The 26,850-nt window shown below is 71.5% G+C and carries 24 protein-coding genes; 16 read left to right on the top strand and 8 right to left on the bottom strand.

The genetic code is table 11. The features are described from left to right. Nucleotides 1-5 precede the first annotated feature (5 nt). Together AB0M35_RS09975 and AB0M35_RS09970 are read right to left on the bottom strand one after the other, a co-directional pair. Nucleotides 6-956 (bottom strand): ECF subfamily RNA polymerase sigma factor, BldN family, encoded by a 951-nt coding sequence (locus tag AB0M35_RS09975; protein WP_363743639.1) that lies wholly within the window; start codon nt 954-956, stop codon nt 6-8. Next, nucleotides 953-1,099, bottom strand: coding sequence for a hypothetical protein (locus AB0M35_RS09970; RefSeq protein WP_363743638.1), 147 nt, complete (start codon nt 1,097-1,099; stop codon nt 953-955). Before AB0M35_RS09970 ends, AB0M35_RS09975 begins: the two co-directional genes overlap by 4 nt. A 629-nt stretch (nt 1,100-1,728) precedes the next feature. On the opposite strand from AB0M35_RS09970, the gene AB0M35_RS09965 reads away from it, so the two are divergent. The 7 genes from AB0M35_RS09965 (at nt 1,729) to hemB (ending at nt 8,701) form a co-directional block, all read left to right on the top strand. Continuing rightward, nucleotides 1,729-1,980 carry a glutaredoxin family protein gene (locus tag AB0M35_RS09965; RefSeq protein WP_013736076.1) on the top strand — a complete coding sequence of 84 codons (252 nt, stop codon included), beginning with the start codon at nt 1,729-1,731 and terminating at the stop codon, nt 1,978-1,980. Between the two features lie 51 nt (nt 1,981-2,031). Beyond that, nucleotides 2,032-2,694, top strand: coding sequence for an HAD hydrolase-like protein (locus AB0M35_RS09960; RefSeq protein WP_363743636.1), 663 nt, complete (start codon nt 2,032-2,034; stop codon nt 2,692-2,694). Nucleotides 2,695-3,020: 326 nt separating this feature from the next. Continuing rightward, nucleotides 3,021-3,791, top strand: coding sequence for a redox-sensing transcriptional repressor Rex (locus tag AB0M35_RS09955; protein ID WP_363743634.1), 771 nt, complete (start codon nt 3,021-3,023; stop codon nt 3,789-3,791). Next, the gene (locus AB0M35_RS09950) at nt 3,788-5,116 is read left to right on the top strand and encodes a glutamyl-tRNA reductase (RefSeq protein ID WP_363743632.1); all 1,329 of its coding nucleotides are present in this window, start codon (nt 3,788-3,790) and stop codon (nt 5,114-5,116) included. Before AB0M35_RS09955 ends, AB0M35_RS09950 begins: the two co-directional genes overlap by 4 nt. 11 nt (nt 5,117-5,127) lie before the next feature. Beyond that, nucleotides 5,128-6,123 carry a hydroxymethylbilane synthase gene (hemC, locus tag AB0M35_RS09945; RefSeq protein ID WP_363743830.1) on the top strand — a complete coding sequence of 332 codons (996 nt, stop codon included), beginning with the start codon at nt 5,128-5,130 and terminating at the stop codon, nt 6,121-6,123. Beyond that, on the top strand, nt 6,120-7,700 hold the full coding sequence (locus AB0M35_RS09940; RefSeq protein ID WP_363743630.1) for a uroporphyrinogen-III synthase: 1,581 nt from the start codon (nt 6,120-6,122) through the stop codon (nt 7,698-7,700). Before hemC ends, AB0M35_RS09940 begins: the two co-directional genes overlap by 4 nt. A gap of 17 nt (nt 7,701-7,717) precedes the next feature. Then, nucleotides 7,718-8,701 (top strand): porphobilinogen synthase, encoded by a 984-nt coding sequence (gene hemB / locus AB0M35_RS09935; protein ID WP_363743628.1) that lies wholly within the window; start codon nt 7,718-7,720, stop codon nt 8,699-8,701. A gap of 56 nt (nt 8,702-8,757) precedes the next feature. On the opposite strand, the gene AB0M35_RS09930 is transcribed toward hemB, so the two are convergent. Both AB0M35_RS09930 and AB0M35_RS09925 read right to left on the bottom strand, forming a co-directional pair. Next, nucleotides 8,758-9,774 carry a GNAT family N-acetyltransferase gene (locus AB0M35_RS09930; RefSeq protein ID WP_363743828.1) on the bottom strand — a complete coding sequence of 339 codons (1,017 nt, stop codon included), beginning with the start codon at nt 9,772-9,774 and terminating at the stop codon, nt 8,758-8,760. Between the two features lie 72 nt (nt 9,775-9,846). Further along, entirely contained in the window at nt 9,847-11,286 is a 1,440-nt protein-coding gene (locus AB0M35_RS09925; RefSeq protein ID WP_363743626.1) for a lytic murein transglycosylase, read from the bottom strand. Between the two features lie 38 nt (nt 11,287-11,324). Between AB0M35_RS09925 and AB0M35_RS09920 the strand changes: the two genes are divergently transcribed. Together AB0M35_RS09920 and AB0M35_RS09915 are read left to right on the top strand one after the other, a co-directional pair. Beyond that, on the top strand, nt 11,325-11,543 hold the full coding sequence (locus tag AB0M35_RS09920; protein ID WP_363743625.1) for a zinc ribbon domain-containing protein: 219 nt from the start codon (nt 11,325-11,327) through the stop codon (nt 11,541-11,543). Nucleotides 11,544-11,706: 163 nt separating this feature from the next. Next, on the top strand, nt 11,707-14,502 hold the full coding sequence (locus AB0M35_RS09915; protein ID WP_363743623.1) for an adenylate/guanylate cyclase domain-containing protein: 2,796 nt from the start codon (nt 11,707-11,709) through the stop codon (nt 14,500-14,502). An 86-nt stretch (nt 14,503-14,588) separates the two neighbouring features. Here the strand turns inward: AB0M35_RS09915 and AB0M35_RS09910 are convergent, their stop codons facing one another. From AB0M35_RS09910 to AB0M35_RS09900, 3 genes are all read right to left on the bottom strand, one after another. Beyond that, nucleotides 14,589-15,125 carry a phospholipase gene (locus AB0M35_RS09910; protein WP_363743621.1) on the bottom strand — a complete coding sequence of 179 codons (537 nt, stop codon included), beginning with the start codon at nt 15,123-15,125 and terminating at the stop codon, nt 14,589-14,591. 192 nt (nt 15,126-15,317) lie between these two features. Further along, nucleotides 15,318-16,043, bottom strand: coding sequence for a methyltransferase domain-containing protein (locus AB0M35_RS09905; protein WP_363743617.1), 726 nt, complete (start codon nt 16,041-16,043; stop codon nt 15,318-15,320). Between the two features lie 41 nt (nt 16,044-16,084). After that, the gene (locus AB0M35_RS09900) at nt 16,085-17,722 is read right to left on the bottom strand and encodes an ABC-F family ATP-binding cassette domain-containing protein (protein ID WP_363743616.1); all 1,638 of its coding nucleotides are present in this window, start codon (nt 17,720-17,722) and stop codon (nt 16,085-16,087) included. A gap of 237 nt (nt 17,723-17,959) precedes the next feature. On the opposite strand from AB0M35_RS09900, the gene AB0M35_RS09895 reads away from it, so the two are divergent. The 3 genes from AB0M35_RS09895 (at nt 17,960) to AB0M35_RS09885 (ending at nt 19,600) form a co-directional block, all read left to right on the top strand. Further along, complete coding sequence (locus AB0M35_RS09895) at nt 17,960-18,712, top strand: ROK family protein (RefSeq protein WP_363743614.1); 753 nt, start codon at nt 17,960-17,962, stop codon at nt 18,710-18,712. A gap of 149 nt (nt 18,713-18,861) precedes the next feature. After that, entirely contained in the window at nt 18,862-19,230 is a 369-nt protein-coding gene (locus AB0M35_RS09890) for a tetratricopeptide repeat protein (protein WP_363743612.1), read from the top strand. Between the two features lie 115 nt (nt 19,231-19,345). Then, nucleotides 19,346-19,600: a Smr/MutS family protein gene (locus tag AB0M35_RS09885; protein ID WP_013736060.1), complete on the top strand. Its 255-nt coding sequence runs from the start codon at nt 19,346-19,348 to the stop codon at nt 19,598-19,600. Between the two features lie 199 nt (nt 19,601-19,799). On the opposite strand, the gene AB0M35_RS09880 is transcribed toward AB0M35_RS09885, so the two are convergent. Continuing rightward, the gene (locus AB0M35_RS09880; protein ID WP_363743611.1) at nt 19,800-22,175 is read right to left on the bottom strand and encodes a M28 family peptidase; all 2,376 of its coding nucleotides are present in this window, start codon (nt 22,173-22,175) and stop codon (nt 19,800-19,802) included. Nucleotides 22,176-22,374: 199 nt separating this feature from the next. Between AB0M35_RS09880 and AB0M35_RS09875 the strand changes: the two genes are divergently transcribed. Genes AB0M35_RS09875 through AB0M35_RS09860 form a run of 4 tightly spaced genes read left to right on the top strand, consistent with a single transcriptional unit; the run spans nt 22,375 to nt 26,579 of the window. Beyond that, nucleotides 22,375-23,580 (top strand): fused response regulator/phosphatase, encoded by a 1,206-nt coding sequence (locus AB0M35_RS09875; protein ID WP_363743609.1) that lies wholly within the window; start codon nt 22,375-22,377, stop codon nt 23,578-23,580. Continuing rightward, a complete protein-coding gene (locus AB0M35_RS09870; protein ID WP_363743607.1) occupies nt 23,577-25,322 on the top strand; it encodes an ATP-binding protein in 1,746 nt (581 codons plus the stop codon). Before AB0M35_RS09875 ends, AB0M35_RS09870 begins: the two co-directional genes overlap by 4 nt. Continuing rightward, nucleotides 25,319-25,771, top strand: a complete 453-nt coding sequence (locus AB0M35_RS09865) for a response regulator (protein ID WP_013736029.1) — start codon at nt 25,319-25,321, stop codon at nt 25,769-25,771. The genes AB0M35_RS09870 and AB0M35_RS09865 overlap by 4 nt, the downstream gene beginning before the upstream one ends. Next, on the top strand, nt 25,764-26,579 hold the full coding sequence (locus AB0M35_RS09860; RefSeq protein WP_363743605.1) for an inositol monophosphatase family protein: 816 nt from the start codon (nt 25,764-25,766) through the stop codon (nt 26,577-26,579). Before AB0M35_RS09865 ends, AB0M35_RS09860 begins: the two co-directional genes overlap by 8 nt. Nucleotides 26,580-26,850: the final 271 nt, after the last annotated feature.

The raw sequence follows: 26,850 nt of genomic DNA, 5'->3' as shown, positions 1-26,850 counted from the left end.
GGGCGTTACGGCTGGAAACCGTCGGGCAGCAGCCGGGCCAGGGCGCGGACCGCACGGTACTGGAGGGCCTTGATCGCGCCCTCGTTCTTGCCCATCGCCCGAGCCGTCTCGGCCACCGAGAAGCCTTGCAGGAAGCGGAGCACGATGCACTCCTGCTGCTCGGGGTTGAGTCGTTTGACGGCGGTCAGCAGGGCGACGTTGGTGATGTGTTCCACCACGGCAGCCTCCGGGCTGCCCTCCGGGCCACGATCCTCGCGGTCGGCGTCGAGTACGTCACCGGTGGTCACCTCCAACCGGTAGCGGCCTGACTTGAAGTGGTCGGCGACCAGGTTGCGGGCAATGGTGACCAGCCAGGCGCCGAGGTCACGGCCCTGCCAGGTGAAACTGCCGATGCGTTTGAGTGCCCGCAGGAACGTGTCGGAGGTGAGGTCCTCGGCGAGTTGCCGGTTGCCGACCCGGAAGTAGACGAAGCGGAACACGGTGTCGACATAGCGGTCGTAGATCAGCCCGAACGCCTCCGCCTCACCTGCCTGGGCGCGTTCGACCAGGGTCCACACCTCGGTGGCCGGATCGGACGGGTCCGGGCGGCTCGGGTAGCCGGTGGAGGTGCCGGCCGAGCTGGTGACCGCAGGGATCACCGCAGTCTCGGCCGCCGGCAGGTCGGTGACCGGCGCGTCACCGCCGCTGCGCCGGGCCTGGGCCGGCATGGTCGGTCGGCTCGGGGTGGCTACTCCGCCGCCGGCCGGCTTCGCATTTGCGCCCGGCACCGCTGGTCGGTGTGGTGGCTCGTTCTGATGTGGCCGGTTACCGACCCGACGCGCGGTGCTTTCACTCCGGCCGGCCAGGTTGCCCGTCGCGTTCTGCGGGGCATGGGCGGTCCCGCGTTCGTTGACCGGGATCCGCCCGGCCGGACCGGTCAGACCCGCCGGACGGTGCGTGAAGCCGAAGGTGGTCATCGGGCCACCTCCGTTCCAGCACCGGCGAGGGCGCCGACGGCGGCCGGTTGACCGGCCAGATCACCGCCGGGCAGGGCGGCTCCGGGGTGTGCCGACTGGCGGCAGTTCCCCTTGAGGTGCTGGTCCAATGCGCTGACGGGCACGGGGGCCTCCTCGGGCTGAGGGGTGTCGACTCACGGCAAATGGGGTGAGCCGACCCGAGTGATGATAGGGCCAACGTCACCCGCGCGTGGCAAGTCCGTTACACAGGGCCGAAGTATTTCCCGACGTGTCGCACCGCTGCCGGACCGGTTGTCCGTCGAGTGTGGTTGACAATCGCCTGTCCACCTGATCCGCGATAGATGCGCAGGTCAGAAGGATGGCGCAGGCTGTCGTGGAGGGTCCTCGCGGCTCCGACGCGGCCGGTGCGCGTACCGGCCGGCAGGGCGGCGGCGGTAGCTTGCGCCGTACCCTCGGTGACGTCGGCCGAGTTCCGTCGACGGGACTGCGGCGCTGGTGTGGGCGCCGCGTCGTCGTCGCCCGATCAAGCGGCAGGCCGCGAGACGTGGCCAGCCGGGTCGTGGAGTTGGCCGCCCACTCGCGCGTAACCTGGCGAGGTTCAAGTGCCCGACCGGCGTCGAGCTTGTCGACGTGTCGCCGCGTTCGACGATCGGGAAGGTACGCAAGACGTTTGCTCCGGCCACGGCCGGAGGCGCAGGATCGGGCGCGGCCTTGGTGCCGCCCGAGTCCGGGACCGACCAGCCGGCACCACCCGGCACGACGGAGGAGACCGATGCGTGAGCCCCGCCTGACCCTGATCACCCGACCCGGCTGCCACCTGTGCGAGGACGCCAAGGCGGCGCTCGACCGGGTGGTCGCGGTCACCGGCGACCGGTGGACCGAGCGGGACGTCAGCGGTGACATCGAGTTGGAGCGCGAGTACGGCGACCGGCTGCCGGTGGTGCTGCTCGACGGCAAGGAGCACGGCTATTGGCGGGTCGAGGAGGAACGGCTGCTGCGCGACCTGACCACACCGCAGCTCTAGTGCGGTTCGGCGCGACGGCCGACCCGGCGGTGGCGTCGATAGAGTGCGACGATGACCCCTTCGTACCCCCATCTGGTCTGGGACTGGAACGGGACGCTGCTCAACGACCTGAGCCTGGTGGTGGCTTGCACCAACGCCGTCTTCACCAGCGAGGGCGGGCCGACGGTGACGGCGGAGGAGCACCGGGTCCGGTTCCGCCGGCCGATCGCCGACTATTACGCGGAGATGCTCGGCCGGGCGGTGGACGACGAGGCGTTCGGCCGCTTCGACAAGATCTTTCACGATGCGTACCGGCTGGGTCTGACCAGCTGTGAGCTGGCCCACGACGCGGTGGAGGCGATGGCGGCCTGGCCGGGAAACCAGTCGCTGTTGTCCATGTGGTTCCACGACGAACTGATGCCGACCGTCCAGACGTACGGCTTGACCGGCCGGTTCGCCCGGGTCGACGGACTGCGGGCCTCGGTCGGCGGCGACCGTAAGGCCGAGTCGCTGGTGCGGCACCTGGCCGAACTCGGCGTCGACGGTCGCTCGGTCGTGCTGATCGGCGACTCGCTCGACGACGCCGACGCGGCCCGTGCCGTCGGGGGCAGCGCGGTGCTCTACAGCGGTGGTTTCACCGACCGCGCCCGCCTGTTCGCTTCCGGTCACCCGGTCGCCGATTCCCTCACCGAAGCGGTGACTCTCGCCACCACTCTCACCCGGCCGACAGGCTGAGCACGAATCGCCAGCCGGGCATTACTCCATGATCAACGAATTGGGATGGGCCGATGGGGCGCGTGTAATTGGTCAGAGAAGTCGGAATTGAGCGATAATCGCGCGGGCGGCCCCGAAGAGTGGGCGCCCGTCGATCTTGTCGGACGGAGGGGCTGGTGGGGACGGGGGGTGGGGCAGCAAGATCGCGATTTGTGCACGTCTTCACAAGCGCCTACTCTGTAATTCCGACGCGCCCTGCTAGCACAGCCGGCAATTTCGGTCGCCAGCGGGAGTCCCCAAACGGCCGGCCGGTGGAGTTGGTCAAGGATCGCACCGCACGGAGTCTCATGAGTCAGCACCGTCACCCTGGCGCGCCCGGTCGCGCCGGTGCCGTACCGGCGCTTCCGGACCTACCCGAGGCGACGGTGGCACGGCTCCCCGAGTACCTCCGTGCCCTGCACAACCTGGCCGAAACCGGTAACGAGACGGTTTCCAGCGAAGGGCTCGCCAACGCCGCCGGGGTGAACTCCGCCAAGCTCCGCAAGGACCTGTCCCACCTGGGCTCGTACGGCACCCGTGGCGTCGGCTACGACGTGGCGCTGCTGATAGAGCAGATCGAGTACGTGCTCGGGCTCACCCAACGTCGGGCGGTCGCCCTGGTCGGCGTGGGTAATCTCGGTCACGCCCTGGCCGGCTACGACGGCTTCGCCAGCCGTGGCTTCCGGATCGCCGCCCTGCTCGACGCCGACCCGGCCCGGGTCGGTGAGGAGATCCACGGGATGGTCGTCCGGCACGTCGACGAGCTGCCCCAGGTGGCGGCCGAGGAGTCGATCGCGATCGGCGTCATCGCCACTCCCGCGTCGGCAGCCCAACGGGTCGCCGACCAACTCGTGGCCGTCGGCGTGACGAGCATCCTGAACTTCGCGCCCTGCGTACTCTCGGTTCCGGACGGGGTCGACGTTCGCAAGGTCGACCTCGCCATCGAGTTGCAGATTCTGTCGTTCCACGAGCACCGCAAGGCGTCCCTGACCGGGCTGCCCGGCACGGGCGGCTCCGCCCTGACCGCTCTGCCCGGTGGTCTTGTGGTCACAGAGGGCCAGGAGGCGATCGGAACGTGAAACTCCTCGTCGTGGGTGCCTCCTACCGCACCGCGCCGGTCGCCACCCTGGAGCGGCTCGCGGTCGCCCCGGAGAGCCTCACCCGCATCCTGGGCCGCCTGGTCGCCCAGCCGTACGTCAGCGAGGCCGTGCTGGTCTCCACCTGCAACCGGGTGGAGGTCTACGCGGCGGTCTCCGGTTTCCACGGCGGCCTCGGCGACATCTGCGCCGTCCTCGCCGAGCAGGCCGGCTGCCAGCCAGCGGCGCTGGCCAACCATCTCTACGTGCACTTCGACTCCGCCGCGGTCGACCATGTCTTCCGGGTCGCCGCCGGCCTGGACTCGATGGTGATCGGCGAGGCGCAGATCCTCGGTCAGCTCCGGGACGCCTATCACGGGGCCAGCGGGGCGGACACCACCGGCCGGCTGCTGCACGAGCTGATGCAGCAGGCGCTGCGGGTGGGCAAGCGGGCCCACTCCGAGACCGGCATCGACCGGGCCGGCCAGAGCGTGGTCACCGCCGCGCTGGGACTGGCCGCCGGTCATCTCGGCGACGAACTCGCCGGTCGGCCCGCGCTCGTGGTCGGGGCCGGGGCGATGGGTTCGCTGGGCGTGGCGACGCTGTCCCGGCTCGGTGCCGGCCCGTTGACCGTGACCAACCGCAGCGCCGACCGTGCGGTACGGCTGGCCGAGTCGTACGGCGCTGCCGCGCGACCGATGGCCGAGCTGGCCGAAACGCTCTCCACAGTGGACATCGTAGTGGCCGCCACCGCGGCCACGGAGCCGGTCCTCACCCGGCCCATCGTCGCCGGTGCGGTGGCTGGCCGGGCCCCCGGGCGTGGCCCGTTGGTCCTGCTTGACCTGGCAGTACCGCGTGACGTCGGGCCCGGCGTGGCCGAGCTGCCCGGCGTCGAGGTGATCGACATCGACCGGATGGCCGCGCTGCTCGCCGACGGCCCGGTCGCCGCCGATGCCGCCGCCGTCGAACGGATCGTGGCCGGTGAGGTCGATTCCTTCCTCACCTGGCTGCGCGGCGCGGACGTGGCACCGACCGTGGCCGCCCTGCGGGGCCGGGCCGAGGACGTGGTCAGCGCCGAACTGCGCCGGCTCGCCCAGCGCCGCCCCGACCTCACCGACGACCAGCGCGCCGAGGTGGCCCGTACCGTGCACCGGGTGGTCCAGCGGCTGTTGCACCAGCCGACCGTACGGGTCCGTCAGCTCGCCGCCGAGCCCGGCGGCGACCAGTACGCGGCGCTGCTGCGCGAACTGTTCGACCTGGAGGTACCGCAGACCTCCCCGGTGGACACCGTCCCCGACATCAGCCCAACCACCGGAGGTGAACGATGAGCCAGCGGCAACTGAGTGACCCGCTGCGTCTCGGCACCCGGGGCAGCAAGCTGGCGATGGCCCAGTCCGGGCAGGTAGCCGAAGCCCTGACCGCCCGCACCGGACGTCCGGTCGAGTTGGTCGAGGTGGTCACCGCCGGTGACCGCTCCAACGCGCCGGTGCACCGCCTCGGCGTCGGGGTGTTCGTCTCCGCGCTGCGCGACGCGCTGGTCGCCGGGGAGATCGACTTCGCGGTCCACTCGTACAAGGACCTGCCCACCGCGATGGCGGCCGGGCTGCACATCGCCGCGGTGCCCCCGCGCCAGGACCCGCGTGACGCGCTCGTCGCCCGCGACGGCAAGACGCTGGCCGAACTCGCCCCGGGCGCGTCGGTCGGCACCGGCGCGCTGCGCCGGATCGCCCAGCTGCACGCACTGGGCATGCAACTGTCGGTCAGCCCCATCCGCGGCAACATCGACACCCGGCTGGCCCGGGTGCTCGGCCCGGACGCCGACCTGGACGCGATCGTCCTCGCTCGGGCCGGGCTGGCCCGCATCGACCGGCTCGACGTCATCACTGAGACCCTCGACCCGATGCTGATGCTGCCGGCCCCCGCCCAGGGCGCGCTGGCGGTGGAGTGCCGGATCGACGACCCGGAGATGGTCGAACTGCTCGGTACGCTTGACGACGCACCGTCACGCGCCGCAGTCACCGCGGAGCGGGCAATGCTGGCCACCCTGGAGGCCGGATGCTCCGCTCCGGTCGCCGCCTATGCCGTCGTCGCCGAAGGCGAGCCAACCGGCTCCGGCGCCGAAGGCGATGTTGTCCAGGAGATCTACCTGCGCGGGGCGGTGATCAGCCCGGACGGCGTGCGCGACATCCGGCTGTCCCGCACCGGAACGCTCGCCGATGCGGCGGAGATCGGTAAGGCCCTCGCCGCCGAACTCCTCGACCTCGGCGCCGACTCGATCCTCGGCCCGCAAGGACACGACGGCCCGGGGACCCAGCAATTTGGGAGCACAGAATGACCCGCACCCGTAAGCCCGTAGGCCGGATCGCGTTCGTCGGGGCTGGACCCGGCGACCCGGGCCTGCTGACCCGCCGGGCGCACGACGCCCTGGTCGACGCCGACCAGGTGGTGTACGACCGGGGAGTCCCCGAGTCGTTGCTCGACGTCGTCCGGGCCGAGGCCAAGGCCGAGACCGAGTTCACCCCGGCCGAAGGCGTACCGGGCGACGTGGCGAAGGTGCTGATCTCGGCCGCCCGCTCCGGGCAGAACGCGGTGCACCTGGTGGCCGGCGACCCGTTCGGCCACGACTCGGTGGTCAAGGAGGTGCAGGCGGTGGCGCGTACCGCCGCGCACTTCGAGGTGGTGCCCGGCGTCAGCCAGGCCGAGGGCGTGGCCACCTACGCCGGTGTGCCCCTGCCCGGCGTACGCACCACCGCCGACGTCGAGGACGTCAGCACCCTGGACTTCGACGCGCTGGCCGCGGCGGTGCAGCGCGGCTCGCTGGCACTCGCCGTGGACGCCGGTGACCTGGCCGCGATCCGGGACGGACTGCTCGCCGCCGGGGTGGACGGCGGCACCGCCGTCGGTGTCACCGGTGACGGCACGGGGGAGACGCAGTACACCACCACGTCGACCGTCGACTCGTTCGTCGCGGCGGCACTCGGCTTCACCGGCCGGGTGGTGCTGACCGTCGGTGACGGCGTGAGCCAGCGGGACAAGCTCAGCTGGTGGGAGAACCGCCCGCTGTACGGCTGGAAGGTGCTGGTTCCCCGGACCAAGGAGCAGGCCGGGGTGATGAGTGCCCGGCTGCGCGCGTACGGTGCGATCCCGTGCGAGGTGCCGACCATCGCGGTCGAGCCGCCGCGTACCCCGGCCCAGATGGAGCGGGCGGTCAAGGGCCTGGTCGACGGCCGGTACGCCTGGGTGATCTTCACCTCGGTCAACGCGGTCCGGGCGGTCTGGGAGAAGTTCGCCGAGCACGGCCTCGACGCCCGGCACTTCGGCGGCGTGAAGATCGCCTGTATCGGTGAGGCCACCGCCGAGGCGGTCCGTGCCTTCGGCATCCAGCCGGAGCTGATCCCCGCCGGGGAGCAGTCCTCCGAGGGGCTGCTGGCCGAGTTCTCGCCGCACGACGAGGTCCTCGACCCGGTCGGCCGGGTGCTGCTGCCGCGCGCCGACATCGCCACCGAGACCCTCGCCGCCGGGCTCACCGAGCGCGGCTGGGAGGTCGACGACGTGACCGCCTACCGTACGGTCCGGGCCGCCCCGCCGCCCGCCGAGATCCGGGATGCGATCAAGTCCGGTGGTTTCGACGCCGTGCTCTTCACGTCAAGCTCGACAGTGCGCAATCTCGTCGGTATCGCCGGCAAGCCGCACGCGCGTACCGTTGTCGCCGTAATCGGGCCCAAGACCGCGGAGACCGCGACGGAGTTCGGCCTGCGGGTCGACGTCCAGCCGCCGCACGCCTCGGTGCCCGACCTGGTGGAGGCGCTCGCCGGCTACGCCGTCGAGCTGCGGGAGAAGCTCGCCGCGATGCCGGCGAAGCAACGCCGTGGCTCGAAGGTCCAGGGGCCGACCGCGCTCAGGTTCCGGTAGCCGCTAGGAGACTCACCATGCCGTACCCCGAGCACCGGCCCCGCCGGCTGCGCCGTAACGCAGCCGTGCGGCGGCTGGTCGCCGAGACCCGCCCCGCCCCGGCCGAACTGGTCGTACCGATGTTCGTCAAGGAGGGGCTGACCGAGCCACGCCCGATCGGCTCGCTGCCGGGCGTGCTTCAGCACACCCGCGACTCACTGCGCAAGGCCGCGGTGGAGGCGGTGCAGGCCGGCGTCGGCGGGATCATGCTCTTCGGAGTACCGGCAACGCGTGACGAGTCCGGTTCCGGCGGCATCGACCCCAACGGCATCCTCAACGTGGCCATCCGGGACGTGGTCTCCGAGGTCGGCGACGCGACCGTGGTGATGAGCGACCTCTGCCTGGACGAGTTCACCTCGCACGGGCACTGTGGGCTGCTCGCCCCCGACGGCTCGGTGGACAACGACGCCACGCTCGCCGCGTACGCCGAGTTGGCGGTCGCCCAGGCCGCCGCCGGGGTGTCGGTGGTCGGGCCGTCCGGGATGATGGACGGCCAGGTCGGCGTGGTACGCCGGGCGCTGGACGCGGCCGGGTACACCGACGTCGCGGTGCTGGCGTACGCCGCCAAGTACGCCTCGGCGTTCTTCGGCCCCTTCCGCGACGCCGTCGAGTCGGCGTTGGAGGGGGACCGGTGCACCTACCAGCAGGACCCGGCGAACCTGCGCGAGTCGCTGCGTGAGGTGGAACTGGACGTGGCCGAGGGCGCCGACATGGTGATGGTCAAGCCGGCCCTGCCCTACCTCGACGTGGTTTCGGCGGTCCGTGCCGCCGTGCAGGTGCCGGTCGCCGCCTACCAGGTCTCCGGCGAGTACGCGATGGTCGAGGCGGCTGCCGCGAACGGCTGGATCGATCGTGAGCGGGTGATGTTGGAAACCCTCACCTCGATCCGGCGTGCGGGCGCGCAGATCATCCTCACCTACTGGGCCGTCGAAGCCGCCCAACTGCTCCGCCAGCGCTACTGACCCGCTTCCGCCGGTCCCCTCCGCCATCGGGTCCTGGGCTACTGAGCCCGCCCCGATCAGCGGGAGTTGTCCAGGCGGTGTACCAGCTCGGCCACGTCCACGCTGTATTCACACCACTCGCGGTCCGGTAGATATCCCAGCTCGGCGTTCACCTTGAGCATCGCCTCGTTGGCCTGGGCGTTCCAGGTCTGCACCTCGGTCAGCTGCGGCTCGGTCGAGCGCAACTCCAGCAGCATCCGAGCCTTGATCGCCCGGTCGATGCCGTAGCCCCGGTGATCCTGCACCACGATCGTGTCGTACTGGTCGGCGCGGGTGGGGTGCTGAGCCGGCACCACCACCTCGGTCAGCCCAGCCACCTCGCCGGTCTGCTCGTGCAGGGCCAGCACGATGTAGGGCTTCATGCCGCGCCGGTGCAGGCAGTCCAGGCTGTCGCGCAGTCGCTGCGGGTCGTACGAACTCGGCCGCAGTTCGCCGTCCTCGACGTCACGGATCTCCGCCTTGGCCCGCGCGTACGCCTCGATCAGCTCGTCCGGCGGCCCACCCGGGTGGAACTGGACGTGGTAACCCGTTCCGACGCCGGTGGACATCTCGGCCAACTCGGTCCAGTCGACGGCGGCCAGGTCGAGCACGCTACGGGTCTCGACGTACTCCCGGGCGAAACCCAGCGACTCGTAGAAGGCGACGGCGGGAGTACCGCCGACCACCTCCACCCCGATCGACTCGAAGCCCTCCTGATAGACCCGGCGGGCGGCGCGCAGGACGAGATCGCGGCCGAGCCCGAGGCGCCGGACGGAGGGGTGTACCAGCACTTCAAGCACGCCGATGCTGCCGAGCAGCAGCACGTGCACATGCCCCAGGATCGGCCCGGGGGTGCCGTCGGCGGCCGGCTCGGCCTGAGCCACCCAGGAAATCCGCCGCTCGCCCGGCATCACCTCGGCGAGATACTCCCGCATGCAGGTCTCGCGCCATGGCGGATCCTGCGGAAGATCGGTCGCCAGGACCGCATTGAGCGTGTCCAGTAGCGACGCGAGCTCGGCGGACGACGCGTTCCGGGGGTCCCACTCGCGCACCATCACCCGTCTAGCTTGCCGTCAAGAGCAGCCTGGGGGAAGTGTCCAGTTCTCCAATGTCTGGAGACGATCAAATCAAGTACGACTGGCCTGTCCGTACCTGTTGGCGGTGTTGAACACGTCTTGGGCGTATGGTCGGACGTTGTTGTACGACAGGATGGCGTTCCACCAGTCGCCGGGGATCGTCAGGTTGCGATTGCCTTTGCACAGGTAGGCCCCGGCGGCCAGCGCGGCATCGTGGATGTTGTGCGGGTCCTTGCGGCCGTCGTTGTCGGCGTCCGCGCCGATCTCCTGCCAGGTCGTGGGGATGAACTGCATCGGCCCGATCGCCCGGTCGTAGGTGGTGTCCCCGTCCAGCTCACCCCGATCGGTGTCAGCGATCCGCATCCGACCGCCCTGGCCGTCCAGCGGCAGGCCGATGATCTCCGGGATGGCCCGGCCGTCCGGGCCCAGGCGGGCGTTGTTGGCCTGCCCGTGTCGCGATTCGACGAAGCCGATCGCGGCCAGCGTCGTCCAGCTCAGACCGCAGCTGCGGTTGGTCTCGGCGAGAACCAGCTCGGCATAGCCGTACGCCTGCATGGCGATCGGGTCGATGCCGGCCCTGGCGCCGACCTCACGGGCCCAGCCGGCGAGTGCGTCGGAGGGGCGTCCACCGATCGGCACGGCACCGGTCGGCGCGGCGGTGCCCGGCGCGGTCGGCGGTGCCATGCCCGGCGGCAGCGTCGCGTCGGGGGGCGGGAAGACGCCGGGTGCCTCATCGGACGGCGGCCGGTCACCGGCAGCCCCGGACTCGCCAGCGGCGACCGGCCGCGACGCGCCGATGGTCGCCGGTACCAGCATCGCCCCGACTGTGGCGGTCGCCGCCACCAGCGCGAGTAGGAACACCCCGGGCAGGGTCAGCCGGCCGCTCGGCCGCCGCGACCAGTCCCGGGTCGCCCGAGCTGCGGTGCGCGGGCCCGGCAGGCGTACGGCGTGCGCGAACCGCGTCCGGCGTCGCCGAGCACCCGACGGCGCCGGGTCCGGTGCGGACGCCGCCGGCTCGCCCTCGGCCTTGCCGGTCTGCTTGCTCTCGGCCTCGCTGACTGGCTCGCCCTCGGCGTTGCCGGTCTGCTTGCTGTCGGCCTTGTCGGTCGGCTGTTCTTCGGCCTTGACCGTCGGCTGTTCTTCGGCCTTAGCCGTCGGCTTTTCCTCGGCCTTGCTGGTCGATGAGGCTTCGACCTCGGTGGAGTCCGGGTCGACCGTGGTCTGTGGATCGTCGCTTTCGGACTCGCCGGGCGCGGCTGCTGGCTCGGCGGGCGGGCGGGCGTCGGCGGCCTTGGGGCCGGCATCGCCGCTCGCCGCCACGGGTGCACCGCTGGCCGGCTCGGTGGAGCGCAGCCAGGGCCGGCGAGGTCGGGGCAGCCTGCTGGTCGGGCCGTCGGGTACGACGTCGGAGCCGGCACGCGGCGTGGCCGGCCGGAGGGGGCGTAGGGGGATGCTCTCTTCGCCGTCTGCCACCCGTCGAGTATCACCCATGGTCCGGCGGACGTCAGGTCCGGTCGTACCCTGATGTCATGCCCCGGTACGAGTTCCGCTGCCGCGCCTGCGGCGACACCTTCGAGGTCAACCGTCCGATGGCCCAGGCCGGTGAGCCGGCGTCCTGTCCTCAGGGACACTCCGACACCGTCAAGCTGCTCTCCACGATCGCGGTCACCGGCCGTGGTGGGGGCGCTGCCGGTGGCGCGACCGCACCGTCCGGCGGTGGCTGCTGCGGTGGTGGCTGCGGCTGTTAGGCCGGTTACCGCACAGTCAGTTGATGAGAGGGGGGGTGGTTGTCTTGCCCGGATGCCGGGTCTGATGGCACCTTGGGGCGGAGTCTCGGCTGGCCGTTCTCGCGATGCGTGACGATCCGGCTTCGTGGAGTATGGGCTCGAGGCCAGGGGGGAGGTGCCACGCGTGTCGTCACGGATCCACCTCCCGGCCGGTTGGGTGACTTTCGTCTTCACCGACATCGAGGGTTCCACCCGGCTGGCGCAGCTGCTCGGCCCCGGCTACCGGCCGGTGCTGGCGGAACATCGCCGGCTGCTGCGCCGGACGATCGCCGCCACCGAGGGGGCGGAACTGCTGACCGAAGGCGATTCGTTCTTCCTGGCCTTCGACGACGCCGGCGCCGCGCTGACCGCGTGCCTGACCGCCCAACGTGCGCTCGGCGAGCACGAGTGGCCCACCCCGGAGGCGGCGCCCCGAGTGCGGATGGGCCTGCACACCGGCTGGGCCGAGCCACGCGACGGTGAGTACGCCAGCCCCGAGGTGCATCGGGCGGCACGGGTGGCCGCTGCCGCGCACGGTGGACAGGTGCTCTGCTCGGCGGCGACCGCGCGGCGCGCCGATCCGCTGCCGGCGGGCGCGTCCCTGCTCGACCTCGGGCTGCACCGGTTGCGGGGCTTCGACGACCGGGAACGACTCTTCCAACTCGTCGCGCCCGGGCTGGAACGGCAGTTCCCGCGCCCGCGTACCGCCGACGCGGTGGCGCACAACCTGCCCGTCCAGGTCACCTCGTTCGTCGGCCGGCAGGCGGAGCGAGCCGAACTCCGGCAGCTTGTCGCCCGGCACCGGCTGGTCACCGTGCTCGGCTCGGGTGGCGGCGGCAAGACCCGGCTGGCCGTGGAACTCGCCACCGATCTGGTCGAGGAATATCCGGACGGCGTCTGGTTCGTCGACATCGCCTCGGTCACCGATCCGGGGCTGGTGGCCTTCGCGATCGCCGCAGTGCTCGGGCTGCGTCCGGAGCCGGGCCGCCCGATGGTCGACACGCTGGTGGAGTACGCGGCCAACCGCCGGATGCTGATCGTGCTGGACACCTGTGACGCCCAGCCGGCCGCCTGCGCGGACGCCGTCACCCGGCTGCTGGCCGGCGGGGGTGGGGTCCGGGTGCTGGCCACCACCCGGGAGCCGCTGGCGTTACCCGGCGAGGTGGTGTGGCGGATCCCGCCGCTGTCGGTCGACCCGTCCCCCGACGGTTCCGAGAGCGACGCGGTCGCGTTGCTGCTGGACCGCACGGCGGCGGCCCGGGGAGGCCGACAGCCGGATCAGGCCGAGTCCGCCGACCTGCGTCGGGTGGTACGCCGGCTGGACGGTCTGCCGCTGGCCATAGAGTTGGCCGCCGCACGGCTGCGGGTGCTCTCGGTCGGGCAGCTCGCCGAACGCCTCGACGACGTGCTCGGCACCCTCGACGCCGGTCGGGACGACCCGCCGCCACCGGCCACCGGGGCGCCGGCTGGCACCGAGGGCGACCGCGTCGACCCGACTGGGGGCGACCAGCCGGAGTTGTTGGCGCGTACGGCGGTCGAACGGCATTTGACCATGCAGGCCACCGTCACGTGGTCGTACCGGACGCTCGGTCCGCGCGCCGCGCGGCTGCTGCGCTGGCTGGCGGTCTTCGCCGGCCCGGTCGATTTCGAGACGGTGGAGTGGCTGCTGGGCGACGATCCACTCGACCCGCTCTCGGTGCTGGTGGACAAGTCTCTGGTCCTGGCCGAGCCGCACGCCTCGGGTTACACCTACCGGATGCTCGATCCGATTCGGGCGTACGCGGCCCGCCGACTCGTCGAGGCCGGCGAGGAGCAGGCCGCCCGGAACCGGCACGTGGCCTGGTCCGCGCACGCCCTGGAGCAGGCCCATCTCGGCCCGGACGGGCAACCGGTGACCCTGTCGCTGTACGCGCTGGATCCCCTGGCCGGCGAACTGCGCGCCGCCCTGCGTTGGTGCGCCACCGGCGGCAGCGCCCGGATCGGGCTGCGGTTGGCCGGTGGCCTGGAACAGTGGTGGCGCGAGCGTGGGCTGGCGCGGGAGGGTCGGCTGTGGCTGTTCCGGCTCTACGGTCGGCTCGCGGAGACCGGCGAGGCGGTTCCGGAAGGGGAGTTGGCGGCGGCGTACCACCTGCATTCACTGCACGCCGGTGCCGACGGTGAGTACGCCGAGGAGTTGCGTTACTCGCAGCGGGCGGAGGCGGCAGCCCGACAGGCCGGCGACGTCGGGCTGCTGGCCCGGGTGCTCGCCGGACGGGCCGCACCGCTGGTCGACATGGGGCAGTTCGCCGAGGCCGAGCGGATCTGCCGGGAGGTCATCGACTGGGCGCACGACCAGGGGGTCGAGTCCGAGGCGTTGTTCGCCGTGTTCCGGCTCGCCGAGTTGCTGTGGCTGCGTGGTGCGTTGGACGAGGCGGCGGAGTTGCTCGGCGCGGCCCGGCCGGTCGAGGCGGCCCGGCCGGTCGAGCGGGGCCGCCGGTCGGTGGACATGTTGCTCGGTATGGTCGCGTTGGCCCGGGGTGACCTGGTGGCGGCGCATGAGCACCTGCTGGCGGCGCTGCGATCCCGGATGAACCACGGCTTCCACGGACGGGCCTGCGACACCCTGAACGCCGTCGCCGTACGGTGCGCCGTCGGGGATGAGCCGCTGACGGCGGCCCGACTCTTCGGCGCGGCGCAGGCGACCCGGGCGAGTCTGCGTTCGACGCCCGGGATCTACGACGCCTACTGGGCGCAACAGCAGGTGGCCCTACGTCGCATCCTGGGCGATGCCGCCTTCGACGAGGCGTACGGCGAAGGCGCCGACCTCGGCCTCGACGAGGCGGTCGCGCTGGCGCTCGGTGTCGAGCATCCGGATCTGGCCGCCGACTCCACCCGGTTCGCGGCCCAGGCTCGGCGTGCCACTTCCCGCCAGTCGGGCGCCAGCGCCGACCGTCACAGGTGAACACGCCTGAGAACAGGTTCTCTCGCCTGCCCGTACCACCGGACGCCCTGGACCGAGGTCAGGTGGGGCGTCCGGTGGCGCTGCGGTCAGGCGCGGGCGTGGTGCTCGGCCTCGGCCTTCATCCGGGCGGCACGGTCGATGTCGGCCTGCTGCACGGCGGCGACCGAGCCGAAGATGGAGACCGCCTGGTAGTAGGTCCAGGCGAGGCTGGTGCAGGCCGGCCGCACGACGGAGTTGTAGGTGGCGCAGACCCGCTTCAGGTCCTCGTAGAAGGCACTGTCCAGGCGCGACTTGTTGGCGCTGAACTGGCCGACCGCCTTGTAGTTGCGGTAGCCGAAGTCGTGTCGGAAGCAGGAGAGGGAGAAGTTGAAACCGAGCGGGTTGTCCGGGCTGGACGAGCAGTAGTCGGTCGACCAGTCGAACTTGTACTCCGCCCATGCGGCGCGGTTCTGGCGGGCCGAGTTCCAGGCGTTGTAGCTGCTGGCGCTGGTCTGCGTCCAACTGGACAGCACGGACAGCTTCTGTGCCGGGGTTACGGCGGCTGCTGCGGGGGATGCGACGGCGAGCGCCGTGAGCAGCGCGAGTACGCCCGAGGCGAGGAGGGTGGCGAATCGTCTGGGCACGAGGGGGACCTCCGCTGGGGGTGTGCGGTGGGACGGGTGGTTACCGGCGAGTCACCGGCGCCATCAGTGTCGATCAATGGATTGGCGCTCCGGTGTTACTGGCGGGAAATATTGATGACCCGCGCTGAAACAGACGAATGCCCCGGGAGCTGGTGCTCCCGGGGCATTCGCCACCGACGTGGCGCTGCGGGGCTAGTCGAAGAAGCGGGCCAGGTGGGTCGAGGAGGGGTCCACGTCGTCGGGCCCGAGTGGCGTCAGATCCGCGAAGATCGAGGCGCCGTCGGTGCCGGCGTGCAGCGGGTACCAACGTGGCGTGCCCGGCGGGCGCATGACGCAGACGCCCTTGACCGTCTGCACGTCGAGCAGCCGGACGTGCGTCGGATCGGCCACCGCGTTCACATGCCCCCACCAAGGGCTCATGACATGCAGTACGCCGCCCGGGCGGAGCACTCGGTGGCATTCGTCCAGCAACGGCAGGAAGTCGATCAGGTGCTCCAGGATGTGCACCGCGAACAGCACGTCCACGGAGTCGTCGGCCAGCGGAAGCGACCCGGACAGGTCGGCCACCGCGTCCACTCCGGGTGCCGGGAAGATGTCCAGTCCCAGGTTGCCCGGCCACTGCTTGGTGGCCCCACACCCGAGGTCCACCACCACCGGGTCGCGTCCGCCCACCCGTACCCGGCACCAGATGCCGAAGACTCCGGCCAGTCGGCCGACCTGCTCCCGTACCAGCCGTAGCTGGGCCGGGTCGTCGACCTCGCCGGTCAGGTGGGCGACACCCCGGTCGAAGCGGACCTCGACTCGCATCGGGCGCAGCCGATCGTCGTGACGGACCTGGTCCGCCCACGCCTCGGCGAGGAATTCGTCAACCGCCCGCAGCCGCTCGGCCGAGGGCGGAGTGTGTGCCAACGCCACCATCCGGGCCACCTCCGGCCGCCCGTTACCCGGATCTCTGCCCGTTATGCGTCGGTTATCCGCCCGGCAGCCACCATCAGCCGGCGGTCGAGGCGTACCGCGTCGAGCATCCGCCGATCGTGGGTCACCAGCAGTAGCGTGCCCGGAAAGCTGTCCAACGCCGACTCCAACTGCTCGATGGCCGGCAGATCCAGATGGTTGGTCGGCTCGTCCAGCACCAGCAGGTTGACCCCACGCCCCTGCAACAACGCCAGCGCGGCCCGGGTCCGTTCACCGGGGGACAACGTGGCGGCCGGGCGCAGTACGTGCTGCGCCCGCAGGCCGAACTTGGCCAGCAGGGTCCGCGCGTCGGCGGGCGACAGATCCGGTACGGCCGCCCGGAAGGCGTCCAGCAGTGGCACGTCCCCGAGGAACAGCCCACGAGCCTGATCCACCTCGCCGACCACCACCCCCGGACCGAGCGCGGCCTGACCGTCGGCCAACGGCAGTCGGCCCAGCAGGGCACCCAGCAGGGTCGACTTGCCGGATCCGTTCGCCCCGGTGACCGCCACCCGGTCCGCCCAGTCGATCTGGAGATTCACCGGTCCGAGGGTGAACTCGCCACGGCGTACCACGGCGTCGCGGAGCGTGGCCACCACGGCGCCGGCACGGGGCGCGGCGGCGATCTCCATCCGCAGTTCCCATTCCTTGCGGGGCTCCTCGACCACCTCCAGCCGTTCGATCAGCCGTTCGGTCTGCCGGGCCTTCGCCGCCTGCTTCTCACTCGACTCGGACCGGAACTTGCGGCCGATCTTGTCGTTGTCGGTGGCCTTACGCCGGGCGTTGCGGACGCCCTTCTCCATCCAGCCACGCTGGGTCCGGGCCCGCGCCTCCAACGTCGACTTCGTGTCGGCGTACTCCTCGAAGTCGGCGCGTGCCTGGCGGCGCGCCACCTCCCGCTCCTCCAGGTACGCCGCGTAACCACCACCGAACTGGTTGACCTGCTGCTGGTGCAGGTCGAGTTCCAGCACCCGGGTCACCGTGCGGGCCAGGAACTCCCGGTCGTGGCTGACCAGCACCGTGCCGGCCCGCAATCCGGTGACGAACTGCTCCAACCGGTGCAGGCCAGCCAGGTCCAGGTCGTTGGTGGGCTCGTCGAGCAGGAACACGTCGTACCGGCTGAGTAGCAGCGACGCCAGCCCGGCGCGGGCCGCCTGGCCTCCGGAGAGGCCGGTCATCTCGTGGTCGAGGTCGACGGTGAGCCCCAACTCGGCCACCACCTCCTCGGCGCGTTCGTCGAGATCCGCCCCGCCCAGGCCGAGCCAACGCTCCAGGGCTTCGGCGTAGGCGTCGTCGGCGCCCGGCCTACCGGCGGTCAGCGCCTCGGTCGCCACATCGAGGGCGGCCTGCGCAGCGGTCACTCCGGTGCGCCGGGCCAGGAACGCCCGTACCGTCTCGCCGGGACGCCGATCCGGCTCCTGCGGCAGGTGCCCGACGCTCGCGCCGGGTGGGCTCACCGTGACGCTGCCGGCCTCCACCGGCAACAGCCCGGCGAGGGTACGCAGCAAGGTCGACTTGCCCGCCCCGTTGGGCCCGACCAAGCCGATCACGTCGCCCGGAGCCACCACCAGGTCCAGCCCGGTGAACAGCGTCCGGTCCCCGTGGCCGGCGGCAAGGTCTTTGACGATCAGCGTGGCGCTCACAAACAGCCGAGCCTACCCGTCGACGCCCTCGCAGTCCGCAGGTTGATCGCCCACCTCCGTCCGGCGCGTGCCCTCTGATGCTTTGCCGTCCGCCGCTGCACCGTCTCGCTGCCCGCCGCCGGCCCTCGCCGTCTGCCGCCCGCAGCCTGGCTGGCCGGTGGTGCGGTGAGGGCCGGTCGGCGTGGTTGCTGGCGACCTGTCGTGCCGGACGGGGGAGCACGAGGCAGACTCACGGTCGTGCAGACCACTCTGGCGATCGACTGCGGCGGCGGCGGGATCAAGGCGTCCGTCCTCGACGGCGCCGGCACGATGCGGGCGCAACCGCTGCGGGTGCCCACGCCGTACCCTCTCCCGCCGGAACTGTTCGTCAAGACCCTGCTCGACCTGGGCGCCCGGCTGCCCTCGGCCGACCGGGTGACGGTCGGGATGCCGGGCATGATCCGGCACGGCGTGGTGGTGGCCACCCCGCACTACGTGACCCGCTCCGGCCCGCGCAGCCGAGTCGACCCGGCGCTGCTCGCCGAGTGGTCCGGGTACGACGCGCGCAGCGCCCTCGCCACCGCGTTCGGGCTGCCCACGCTGGTGCTCAACGATGCCGAGGTGCACGGTGCGGGGGTGGTCGCAGGCACCGGTTGCGAGCTGGTGCTGACGCTGGGCACCGGGCTGGGCAGCGCGTTGTTCGACGGCGGGGTGCTCGCCCCGCACCTGGAGTTGTCGCACGCCCCGGTGCGCTGGGGCACCACCTACGACACCTACGTCGGCGAGCCGGAACGCCGCCGGCTGGGCGATGCGTTCTGGTCCCGGCGGATCCGACAGGTGGTCGAGGGGCTGCGCCCGGTGTTCCGCTGGGACCGGCTCTACCTCGGCGGTGGCAACTCCCGACTGATCCGCCCCGAACAACTCGCCCGGATGGGCGACGACGTGGTCGTGGTACCCAACAGCGCCGGAATAGTAGGCGGTGTCCGCGCCTGGGACCTCGTCGCGGTGTAAGGAAGGGCACCTTATTAACGCCTCGTGTATAGGAAGGGCCCCTGCTTAACACCTCGACCGGGTGGAAAAGGGAGCCGGGAACAGGCGGCGTACGCCTCGTGTTGTTGCCAGCGTCGGGACAGTGCTGCGACACGGAGGGGGTGGGCGGAATGGATCTTCTGACCGAGTACCGGCGGGCGACCCTGTTCTTCGAGTCGGGTGACCCGACCGGGGCGGCCCGGCTGCTCGAACCGATCATCGAGGCCGAGCCGGACAACGCGGCCGTACGGCAACTGCTGGCCCGGGCGTACTTCCAGTCCGCCCAGCTCGGCCGCGCCGAGGAGCACCTGCGGGAGCTGGTCGACCGCAACCCCAGCGACCACTACGCCCACCACGTGCTGGGCCGGACGCTGGAGCGGCTCAACCGGCACACCGACGCGCTGCGTCACCTGCGCATCGCGGCGGCCATGCACGGCGCCAACGACGACTACACGACCGCCCTGCGGCGGGTCGAGACCCGGGTCGGCGGCAGACGCTGACGCAGGACACGGACGATGGGCGGCCTGATTCGGGCCGCCCATCGTCGTCTTGTCGGCCGGGCGGCCTGCCTGCCTACCATGGCCGCATGGAGACCGACCGGACGGTGGCCGCGGCATGAAGCTGAAGCTGGACCTGCATGACATCTTCAACAAGGGCCACGACATCGACCGCGCCCTGCGCGGGATCATGGACGAGGCGGTGGCGAAGAAGGCCACCCTCGTCGAGATCATCCCCGGCAAGGGCTCCGGCCAGCTCAAGAAGCGGGTGCTGCGCTTCCTCGACCAGAAGGACGTGAAGCAGCTCTACCACCGAGTCGAAAAGGACTCCAAGAACTTCGGCCGCCTCTTCGTCCACTTCCGCTGGAAATAAGGCCGGACGCCGGCAAACAAAAGCCCGCAACCCAAAACGCGTAGCACGCCCCCACCCCACCCCCTCAGCCCGTCGATCTTGCACTTTCGGTCGCCGATTCGGGTAGATAGCACCTTTTGCGGGGACAGAAAGTGCAAGATCGACGGGGCGAGGGGGGTGGGGGCGAGGGAGGGGGGGAGGGGCGAGGGCAGGGGGCGGGTTATAGGGGGTAGGTGCGGGTTACGGCGAGCATTTCGGAGGTGTGTGAGCCGACCACGCCGACGTCCGGGGGGCGCGGGCGGAATCCGGGTAGCTCGTCGAGGCCGTCGCTGACGTCTGTCGCGCGCAGCGCGACCTGCGCCGCCTTGGGTTCGACGGTCAGGGTGATCTCGATGCCGTCGGGTGGCGGGGCGTGGAAGACCACCCCGAATCCCCACCGGCCCTCGCGTTTCTCGATCGGCACCGGTCGGCCGGCCACCTGGACGCTGCGGACCGTCGCCGTCGAGGTGTCCACGTGCAGGGCGGTCAGGCGTACCTGACGTTGTGGGGTGAGCCGCAATCTCAGGGTGCGCTGGCCGGCGGTGCTGGTGTCGGCGAGTACCTCCAGCCGGGGTGCGGGCAGGGTGGCCGCCTGTGCCGGGCCGCCGAGCAGTTCGTCGCGGCCGAAGCCGGGGAAGTCGTCGGCGATGGAGACCGGCCCGTCGACGTACTCCGCCGTCCACGGCTGTGGGTCGGACTCGATGCTGAGCCAGCGGGCCTGGCCGGTGTCGGCGTCCAGCGCGTACATCAGGTGGGTGGGGGCGGGGTGCGCGGCGTCGAACCGGTCGACGGCCAGCCCGACCCCGGCGAGCACCACTGCCGCCAGCGTGGCGGCACCCGCGGGCAGCGCGCCGAGCCGGCGGGCCCGCAGCGCCACCATGCCGCGCTGGCCACCGGCCTCGGGGTGCAGCAGGTCCACCACCGGCAGCGCGGCCAGGCCGAGCAGTACCGCGAACAGTGCCGCGACACCGCCCATCTCCATGCCCAGCGCCGGAAAGAGCAGCACCACGATGGGCAACAGGATGATCACCGCCACCGCGCCGGCCAGGGTCACTGCGATCACCGGCACCGGGCCGTCGACGCGGGTGGCCACCGCGATCAGCCCGGCGAGCGCGCCGGCCAGGGCAGGCAGGGTCGCCAGGTACGCCCCACCGGGCACCAGCACCGCGAGCAGTACGCCGAGCAGTGCCAGCCAGCCCAGTCCGCCGATGGCCAGCGCGGCGGGGCCGACCCGTCGACGGGTCAGCGCGTACCAGGCGAACAGCACGGCAGCGGCCAGCGCCAGCACGGCCAGTCGATACCAGGTCGGCCGGTACGGGTCGAGCAGCATGGCGTAGCCGGGCCGGATGGCGGTGATCATCGTCCAGAGCAACTGCGCGCCCAGCGGGGCGACCACGATCGGCAGCAGAGCCAGCCCGAACCCGGCGGCCAACCGGCCACCGGTGACCCGGCCCCGGCGCCGCGCCAACCAGCCGAGGAGGATCACCCCGGCCAGCGCGAGCAGCGCCAGCGGCAGCCCCAGCGGCCCCGGGTAGCGGGCCAGTCCGCCGGGGACCGGGAAGTAGGTGGCGTCGTGTCCGGCTTGCAGATCACCCAGGTCGATCCGACCGAACTCCCGGGCCAGGCCGAGTGCGTTGTCGCCATGGTGCTGGAGACTGGCCCGATCCATCGAGTCGGGCGTGTCCAGCGGGGTGTGGTAGATCGCGCCGCCGTCCAGGTAGGCCGAGTTCAGCCCGCTGAAGCCGTGGTCGAGGAAGGCGGTGAAGTCGGTGTCGTTGGGCAGCGCTCGGTAGACCTCCACGGCGAACGAGGTGCCCACCGGATGCGGTGCGGCCCGACCGAAGACGTCGACCAGCGCGGCGTTCTCCGGCGAGGTCTCGAACATGATCACCGGTCCGGTACGGCCCCGGGCTTCCAGGTTGAGCACCACGCCCTTGCCGGCGGCCAGCGGATGGTCGGCAGCGAACGCCGACGCTCCGCACAGGCATGCCTCCTCCGCGTCGGTGAGCACGAACACAAGGTCGTTGCGAGGGGTCGGACCGCTGGTCAGCGCCCGGGCCACCTCCAGGACGGTGGCGACGCCCGCCCCGTTGTCGTTGCCGCCCGGCCCGCTCTGCACCGCGTCGTAGTGGGCGACCAGGAATACCGTGCCGGTCGGGTCGGTGCCGCCCAGCCGTGCCACCACGTTGCGGACCCGGGCCAGCGTGGCGCCACCCGCCGCTCCGCTGAGCTGACCGGCCTCCTCGGCGACGGTGTCCTGCACCTCGGTGCTCAGGCCCAGCTTGCGTAGTTCGGCCTCCAGATAGGCCCGGACCTCGTCGTTGGCCGGGCTGCCGGCGGCGTGCCGCTGGCCGGCGACGACGGGCACGTGGGCGTACGCCCGGCCGGCGCTGAACTCCCCGGCTGGTGCGTCGGGTGGCCGGGGCGTCGGGGGGCGGATGTCGAGCAGCGCGAGCGTGCCGACGGCGGCGAGCGCGAGCAGGGCCGTCAGCGCGGCGATCAGGCGGTGGCGTGGCCGGGACAGGGCACGATCGGCGGGGCTGGGGGATGCGCCCACGGAAAGCTCCTCGGGGTGGGATGTGGGTGCACATCATCCTCTATGCCTCGCCAGGGCGCCCCGTCGTGTTGTGTGCGAACGTTGTCTAATACAGGATCAGCAGGGCACTCGGAAGGAGCCCGACATCACCAGCGATCTCCCGCCCGTCGCGGCGGTGGCCCGGCCACACCGGGGGACCGGCACGACCGGTCCCTCCGTCGTGTCGTGGCCGTACCCGCGAGGTGGCCTGGGCGGTAATCCCAACCTGCCGCCGGGGGAGCGGCTGCGGGTGCTGCTGGTCGAGGACGACGAGGGTGACGCGTTCCTGGTCGGTGAGCTGCTGGCCGAGACGAACTCGGGAATCGACCTGCTGGTCGCCACCAGCCTCAGCGAGGCCCGCCGACGGATGACGGGTGTGGACTGCGTCCTGCTGGACCTGGGCCTGCCCGACGCGCAGGGGCTGGACGGCCTGCGGCAGGTGTTGGAGATGTCCGGCAGCGCGGCCGTCTGCGTACTGACCGGCCGCTCCGACGAGCACCTGGGCATCGTCGCGGTCGCTGAGGGCGCGCAGGACTACCTGGTCAAGGGCCAGGTCGACGGAGTGCTGCTGACCAGGGCGCTGCGCTACGCGGTGGAGCGCAAACGGGCCGACGAGAACGCCCGCCGGCTGCGCGAGGTGGAGCTGCGGCAGGCCGAGTCGGCCCGGTTGGAACGAGGGCTGCTGCCCCAGCCGCTGATGTCGACCGACAAGATCGCCGTGCACACCTTCTATCGACCGGGGCGACACGCTGCCCTGATCGGTGGCGATTTCTTCGATGTTGTGCAGACCCGTCCCGATCAAGTCGACCTGATCGTCGGTGACGTGTGCGGGCACGGGGTGGACGAGGCGGCGCTCGGGGTCGAGCTTCGGGTGGCCTGGCGGGCGCTGGTCCTGGCCGGGGTGCCCGACGACGAGGTGCTGCCCGCGCTGGAGCAGGTGCTGATGAGCGAGCGCCGGCTGCAGGAGATCTTCGCCACGGTCGCGACGGTGCGCCTCGACCTCGACGCGAACCGGGCGACCGTACGGCTGGCCGGTCATCCTCCGCCGGTCCTGCTCGCCGGGGGTCAGGTGGCGCCGGTGCCGGCACCGGGCGGCCTGCTGCTCGGCGTACGACCACGGCGTCCGGTCGCCTTCGACCTGCAGTTCGACACCGAGGACTGGTCTCTGCTGATGTACACAGACGGTCTGATCGAAGGCCGGGTGGGCGAGGGCGACGAGCGTCTCGACGTGCCCGGCCTGACCCGACTGCTCAAGGAGCCGGACAGCCGCGAAGTCGCGCTGCCCGACCTGCCGGCCTGGCTGGTGGGGCGCGCCGAGCAGCTCAACGGCGGCCCGTTCGCCGACGACGTGGCGATGCTGCTGGTCACCCGGGGCGGTGGCCGATGAGCGTCGGGGCCGATTGGTGGACGCTGCGCCGCCGGGTGCTGGCGTTGCTCGGTGTGGTCGGCGTGCTGCTGCTCAGCGTCGCGGTGGCCGAGGCGGTGGTCGCCACCAAGAACCGCGAGTACACCGACGTGCTGCTGGGAGAGGTCGGCCCGCTGCGGGTGCAGGGCCAGGAGATGCTCAACGCGCTACTCGACCAGGAGACCGCCGTACGCGGTTACGTGGTGACCGCCGATCCCGAGGACCTCGCCCCGTACGAGCAGGGGCTGGCCCAGGAGCGGGCAACCGCGCGGGAGATCCGGCAGTTGTCCGCCAAGTACCCCGCGATCGTGGCGGACCTTGAGGCGGTGGAGCAGCAGGCGGACGAGTGGCGGCGCGGCGTCGCCCAGCCGGTGATCGAGACGACCCGGACCGACGGCACCGAAGCCGGCCAGGCGCTGCTGACCGACGAGGCTCGACAGCGGTTCGACGAGGTGCGTGGTGCGGTCGCCGCGCTCCAGGACGAGATCCTGACCGCCCGGGAGGCCACCGCTCGGAATGTGGAGCGGACCGGCAACCTCCTGGTCATCCTGCTCATCGTCGCCGCGCTCGTGGTGGCCACGGCCGGCATCGCCCTGCTGCTGGCACTGGATCGGATGGTGCTGCGTCCGCTGACCGCCCTGGCCGGGCAGGTCAGAGAGGTCGTCACCGGTGACTACGCGCACCGGATCGTCGGTGGCGGGCCGCCGGAGTTCCAACGCCTCGGTGCGGACGTGGACGCCATGCGCCAGCGGATCGCGGCGGACCTTGCCGAGGTACGCGAGGCGCGGGAGCGGATCGAGTGGGTCAACACCCAGTTGCAGAAGCAGGCCGAGGAGTTGACCCGGTCCAACCGTGATCTGGAGCAGTTCGCCTACGTCGCCTCGCACGACCTGCAGGAGCCGCTGCGCAAGGTGGCCAGCTTCTGCCAGTTGCTGCAACGCCGGTACGCGGGCCGGCTCGACGAGCGGGCCGACCAGTACATCGCCTTCGCGGTGGACGGCGCGCAGCGGATGCAGCGGCTGATCAACGACCTGTTGGCGTTCTCCCGGATCGGTCGGCTCACCGCCGGCTTCGCCGACGTCGACCTGAACCAGCTGATGGCGGAGGTCGCCGCGCAGACCGAGCCGGCCCGGCAGTACGCCGACGCCGAGCTGACCTGGGACAACCTGCCGGTGATCCGAGGCGAGGAACCGCTGTTGACCAATCTGCTGGTGAACCTGGTCAGCAACTCGGTCAAGTTCCGCCGGCCCGACGTGGCACCGAAGGTGCATGTCTCGGCCCGGTTGGTCGGCGAGGAATGGGAGATCAGCTGCCAGGACAACGGCATCGGGATCGAGCCCGAGTTCGCCGACAAGATTTTCGTGATCTTCCAGCGGTTGCACGCGAAGGATGCCTACCCCGGGACCGGCATCGGGCTGGCCATCGTCAAGAAGATCGTGGAGTACCACGGTGGCCGGGTCTGGGTGGACACCGACGTACCGGAGGGCACGGCCATCCGGTTCACCCTGCCCGCCCTGCCCGGTGACGTCGAGGCAGCGGGCCGCACCGGCCAGCCGGCCGGCACGGCGGAGCCGGATCCGGACGTCCCCGGCGACGACGGGTCGCTGGCCGAGGGGAAGCAGTCCGCCGGTGACGGTACGGTCGGCGCGGACGCCGACGCGGAGGGTTCCACCGGCGAGGCATCCGGCGGTGACACAGGTGGGATGAAGGAGGCGGTGAGATGACCGCGCCAGCGGACGGCAACAGCCCGATCGAGGTGCTGCTCGTCGAGGACGACCCGGGTGACGTGCTGATGACCCGGGAGGCGTTCGAGGAGCACAAGCTGCGCAACCGGCTCAACGTCGTCTCCGACGGTGCCGAGGCGCTGGCCTACCTGCGCCGCGAGGGCCAGTACGCCGACGCGGTGCTGCCGGATCTGATCCTGCTGGACCTGAACCTGCCCCGCCGGGACGGCCGGGAGGTGCTGGAGGAGATCAAGAACGACGAGCAGTTCCGCCGGATCCCGGTGGTGGTGCTGACCACGTCCCAGGCCGACGAGGACATCCTGCGGAGCTACCAACTGCACGCGAACGCGTACGTCACCAAGCCGGTGGACTTCGAGCGGTTCATCTCGGTGGTCCGACAGATCGACGAGTTCTTCGTCAGCGTGGTGAAGCTGCCGCCGCGTGGCTGACACCCTGCTCGACGACGTCGCCGGACTGCTGCGGGAGACCGCCGACCGGATCGTACTGCCGTTGTTCCGACATCTCGGCGACGACGACGTGACCGAGAAGGCGCCTGGTGAGCTGGTCACCGTCGCCGACCGCCGGGCCGAGGAGGCGCTCACGGCCGGGTTGCGTCGGCTGCGGCCCAACTCGCTCGTGGTGGGCGAGGAAGCCGTGGCGGAGGAACCGGGCCTGCTGCGCCATCTGCGTTCCGCAGGGAACGTGTGGCTGGTCGACCCGATCGACGGCACCGCCAACTTCGCGGCCGGTCGTCGCCCGTTCGCTCTGATGATCTCCCTGCTCTCCGACGGTGAACCGCTGGCCGGTTGGATCTTCGACCCGTTGGCGGACACCCTGGCGACGGGCTGGCTGGAGACCGGTGCCTACCTCGACGGTCGTGAACTGCGCCTGCCGACCGAGACGCCGCCGATCGGCGGGTTGCGGGGTGCGGCGATGACCAGGTTCCTGCCGCCGTCGTCGCGGCGGACGGTCGAGGCAGGTGGCGCACGCATCGGCGAACTGCTGCCGGGCCAGCACTGCGCCGGCCGCGAGTATCTCGACCTGCTCACCGGTGACCAGCAGTTCGTACTCTTCTGGCGCACCCTGCCCTGGGACCACGGGCCGGGCACGCTGTTGGTGCGGGCGGCAGGCGGAGTGGCCCGCCGCTTCGACGGTACGGATTACCACCCGGCCGACACCACCCACGGCCTCCTGGTCGCCGCCAACGACCAGATCTGGCACCAAGTCCAGTCCACCCTCCTCCCCACCCCCACCTAGCCCCCACCCCACCGCCGTGTTGATCAAGCAGTTCTGGTCGCCCTCAGCCCGGATCTCGACCAAAAGCTCTTGATCACCCGGCCTGAGGCGGGCGTCAGGTGAGGGCGGGGTGGGTGGGCGGAGGGTGAGGTGGGGGTTGCGGTGTGTCGATTGTCGATGGGTGTGGGAGTCGGGGGACTGGTCGGGGAGGTTGGTTCCGGTATCCTGACCGGCGGTCTACCGCCAGCAGGCCGCCGACCGGCGCCGGCGGGGACCGCCGCCGCGCAGTGAT

Source organism: Micromonospora sp. NPDC051196, from assembly GCF_040682415.1.
Classification (GTDB): Bacteria; Actinomycetota; Actinomycetes; order Mycobacteriales; family Micromonosporaceae; genus Micromonospora.
Note: the sequence above shows the minus strand (reverse complement) of the source record. Positions and strands in the feature narration are given on the sequence as shown.

Bases quoted from the DNA above. Each gene is read 5' to 3' on its own strand.
- AB0M35_RS09975 (WP_363743639.1), bottom strand. From the start codon at position 956: ATGACCACCTTCGGCTTCACGCACCGTCCGGCGGGTCTGACCGGTCCG.
- AB0M35_RS09905 (WP_363743617.1), bottom strand. From the start codon at position 16,043: ATGGTGGCGTTGGCACACACTCCGCCCTCGGCCGAGCGGCTGCGGGCG.
- AB0M35_RS09870 (WP_363743607.1), top strand. From the start codon at position 23,577: ATGAGCGTCGGGGCCGATTGGTGGACGCTGCGCCGCCGGGTGCTGGCG.
- AB0M35_RS09955 (WP_363743634.1), top strand. From the start codon at position 3,021: ATGAGTCAGCACCGTCACCCTGGCGCGCCCGGTCGCGCCGGTGCCGTA.
- AB0M35_RS09940 (WP_363743630.1), top strand. From the start codon at position 6,120: ATGACCCGCACCCGTAAGCCCGTAGGCCGGATCGCGTTCGTCGGGGCT.
- AB0M35_RS09865 (WP_013736029.1), top strand. From the start codon at position 25,319: ATGACCGCGCCAGCGGACGGCAACAGCCCGATCGAGGTGCTGCTCGTC.
- hemB (WP_363743628.1), top strand. From the start codon at position 7,718: ATGCCGTACCCCGAGCACCGGCCCCGCCGGCTGCGCCGTAACGCAGCC.
- AB0M35_RS09965 (WP_013736076.1), top strand. From the start codon at position 1,729: ATGCGTGAGCCCCGCCTGACCCTGATCACCCGACCCGGCTGCCACCTG.
- AB0M35_RS09890 (WP_363743612.1), top strand. From the start codon at position 18,862: ATGGATCTTCTGACCGAGTACCGGCGGGCGACCCTGTTCTTCGAGTCG.
- AB0M35_RS09885 (WP_013736060.1), top strand. From the start codon at position 19,346: ATGAAGCTGAAGCTGGACCTGCATGACATCTTCAACAAGGGCCACGAC.
- AB0M35_RS09925 (WP_363743626.1), bottom strand. From the start codon at position 11,286: ATGGGTGATACTCGACGGGTGGCAGACGGCGAAGAGAGCATCCCCCTA.
- AB0M35_RS09920 (WP_363743625.1), top strand. From the start codon at position 11,325: ATGCCCCGGTACGAGTTCCGCTGCCGCGCCTGCGGCGACACCTTCGAG.
- AB0M35_RS09960 (WP_363743636.1), top strand. From the start codon at position 2,032: ATGACCCCTTCGTACCCCCATCTGGTCTGGGACTGGAACGGGACGCTG.
- AB0M35_RS09930 (WP_363743828.1), bottom strand. From the start codon at position 9,774: ATGGTGCGCGAGTGGGACCCCCGGAACGCGTCGTCCGCCGAGCTCGCG.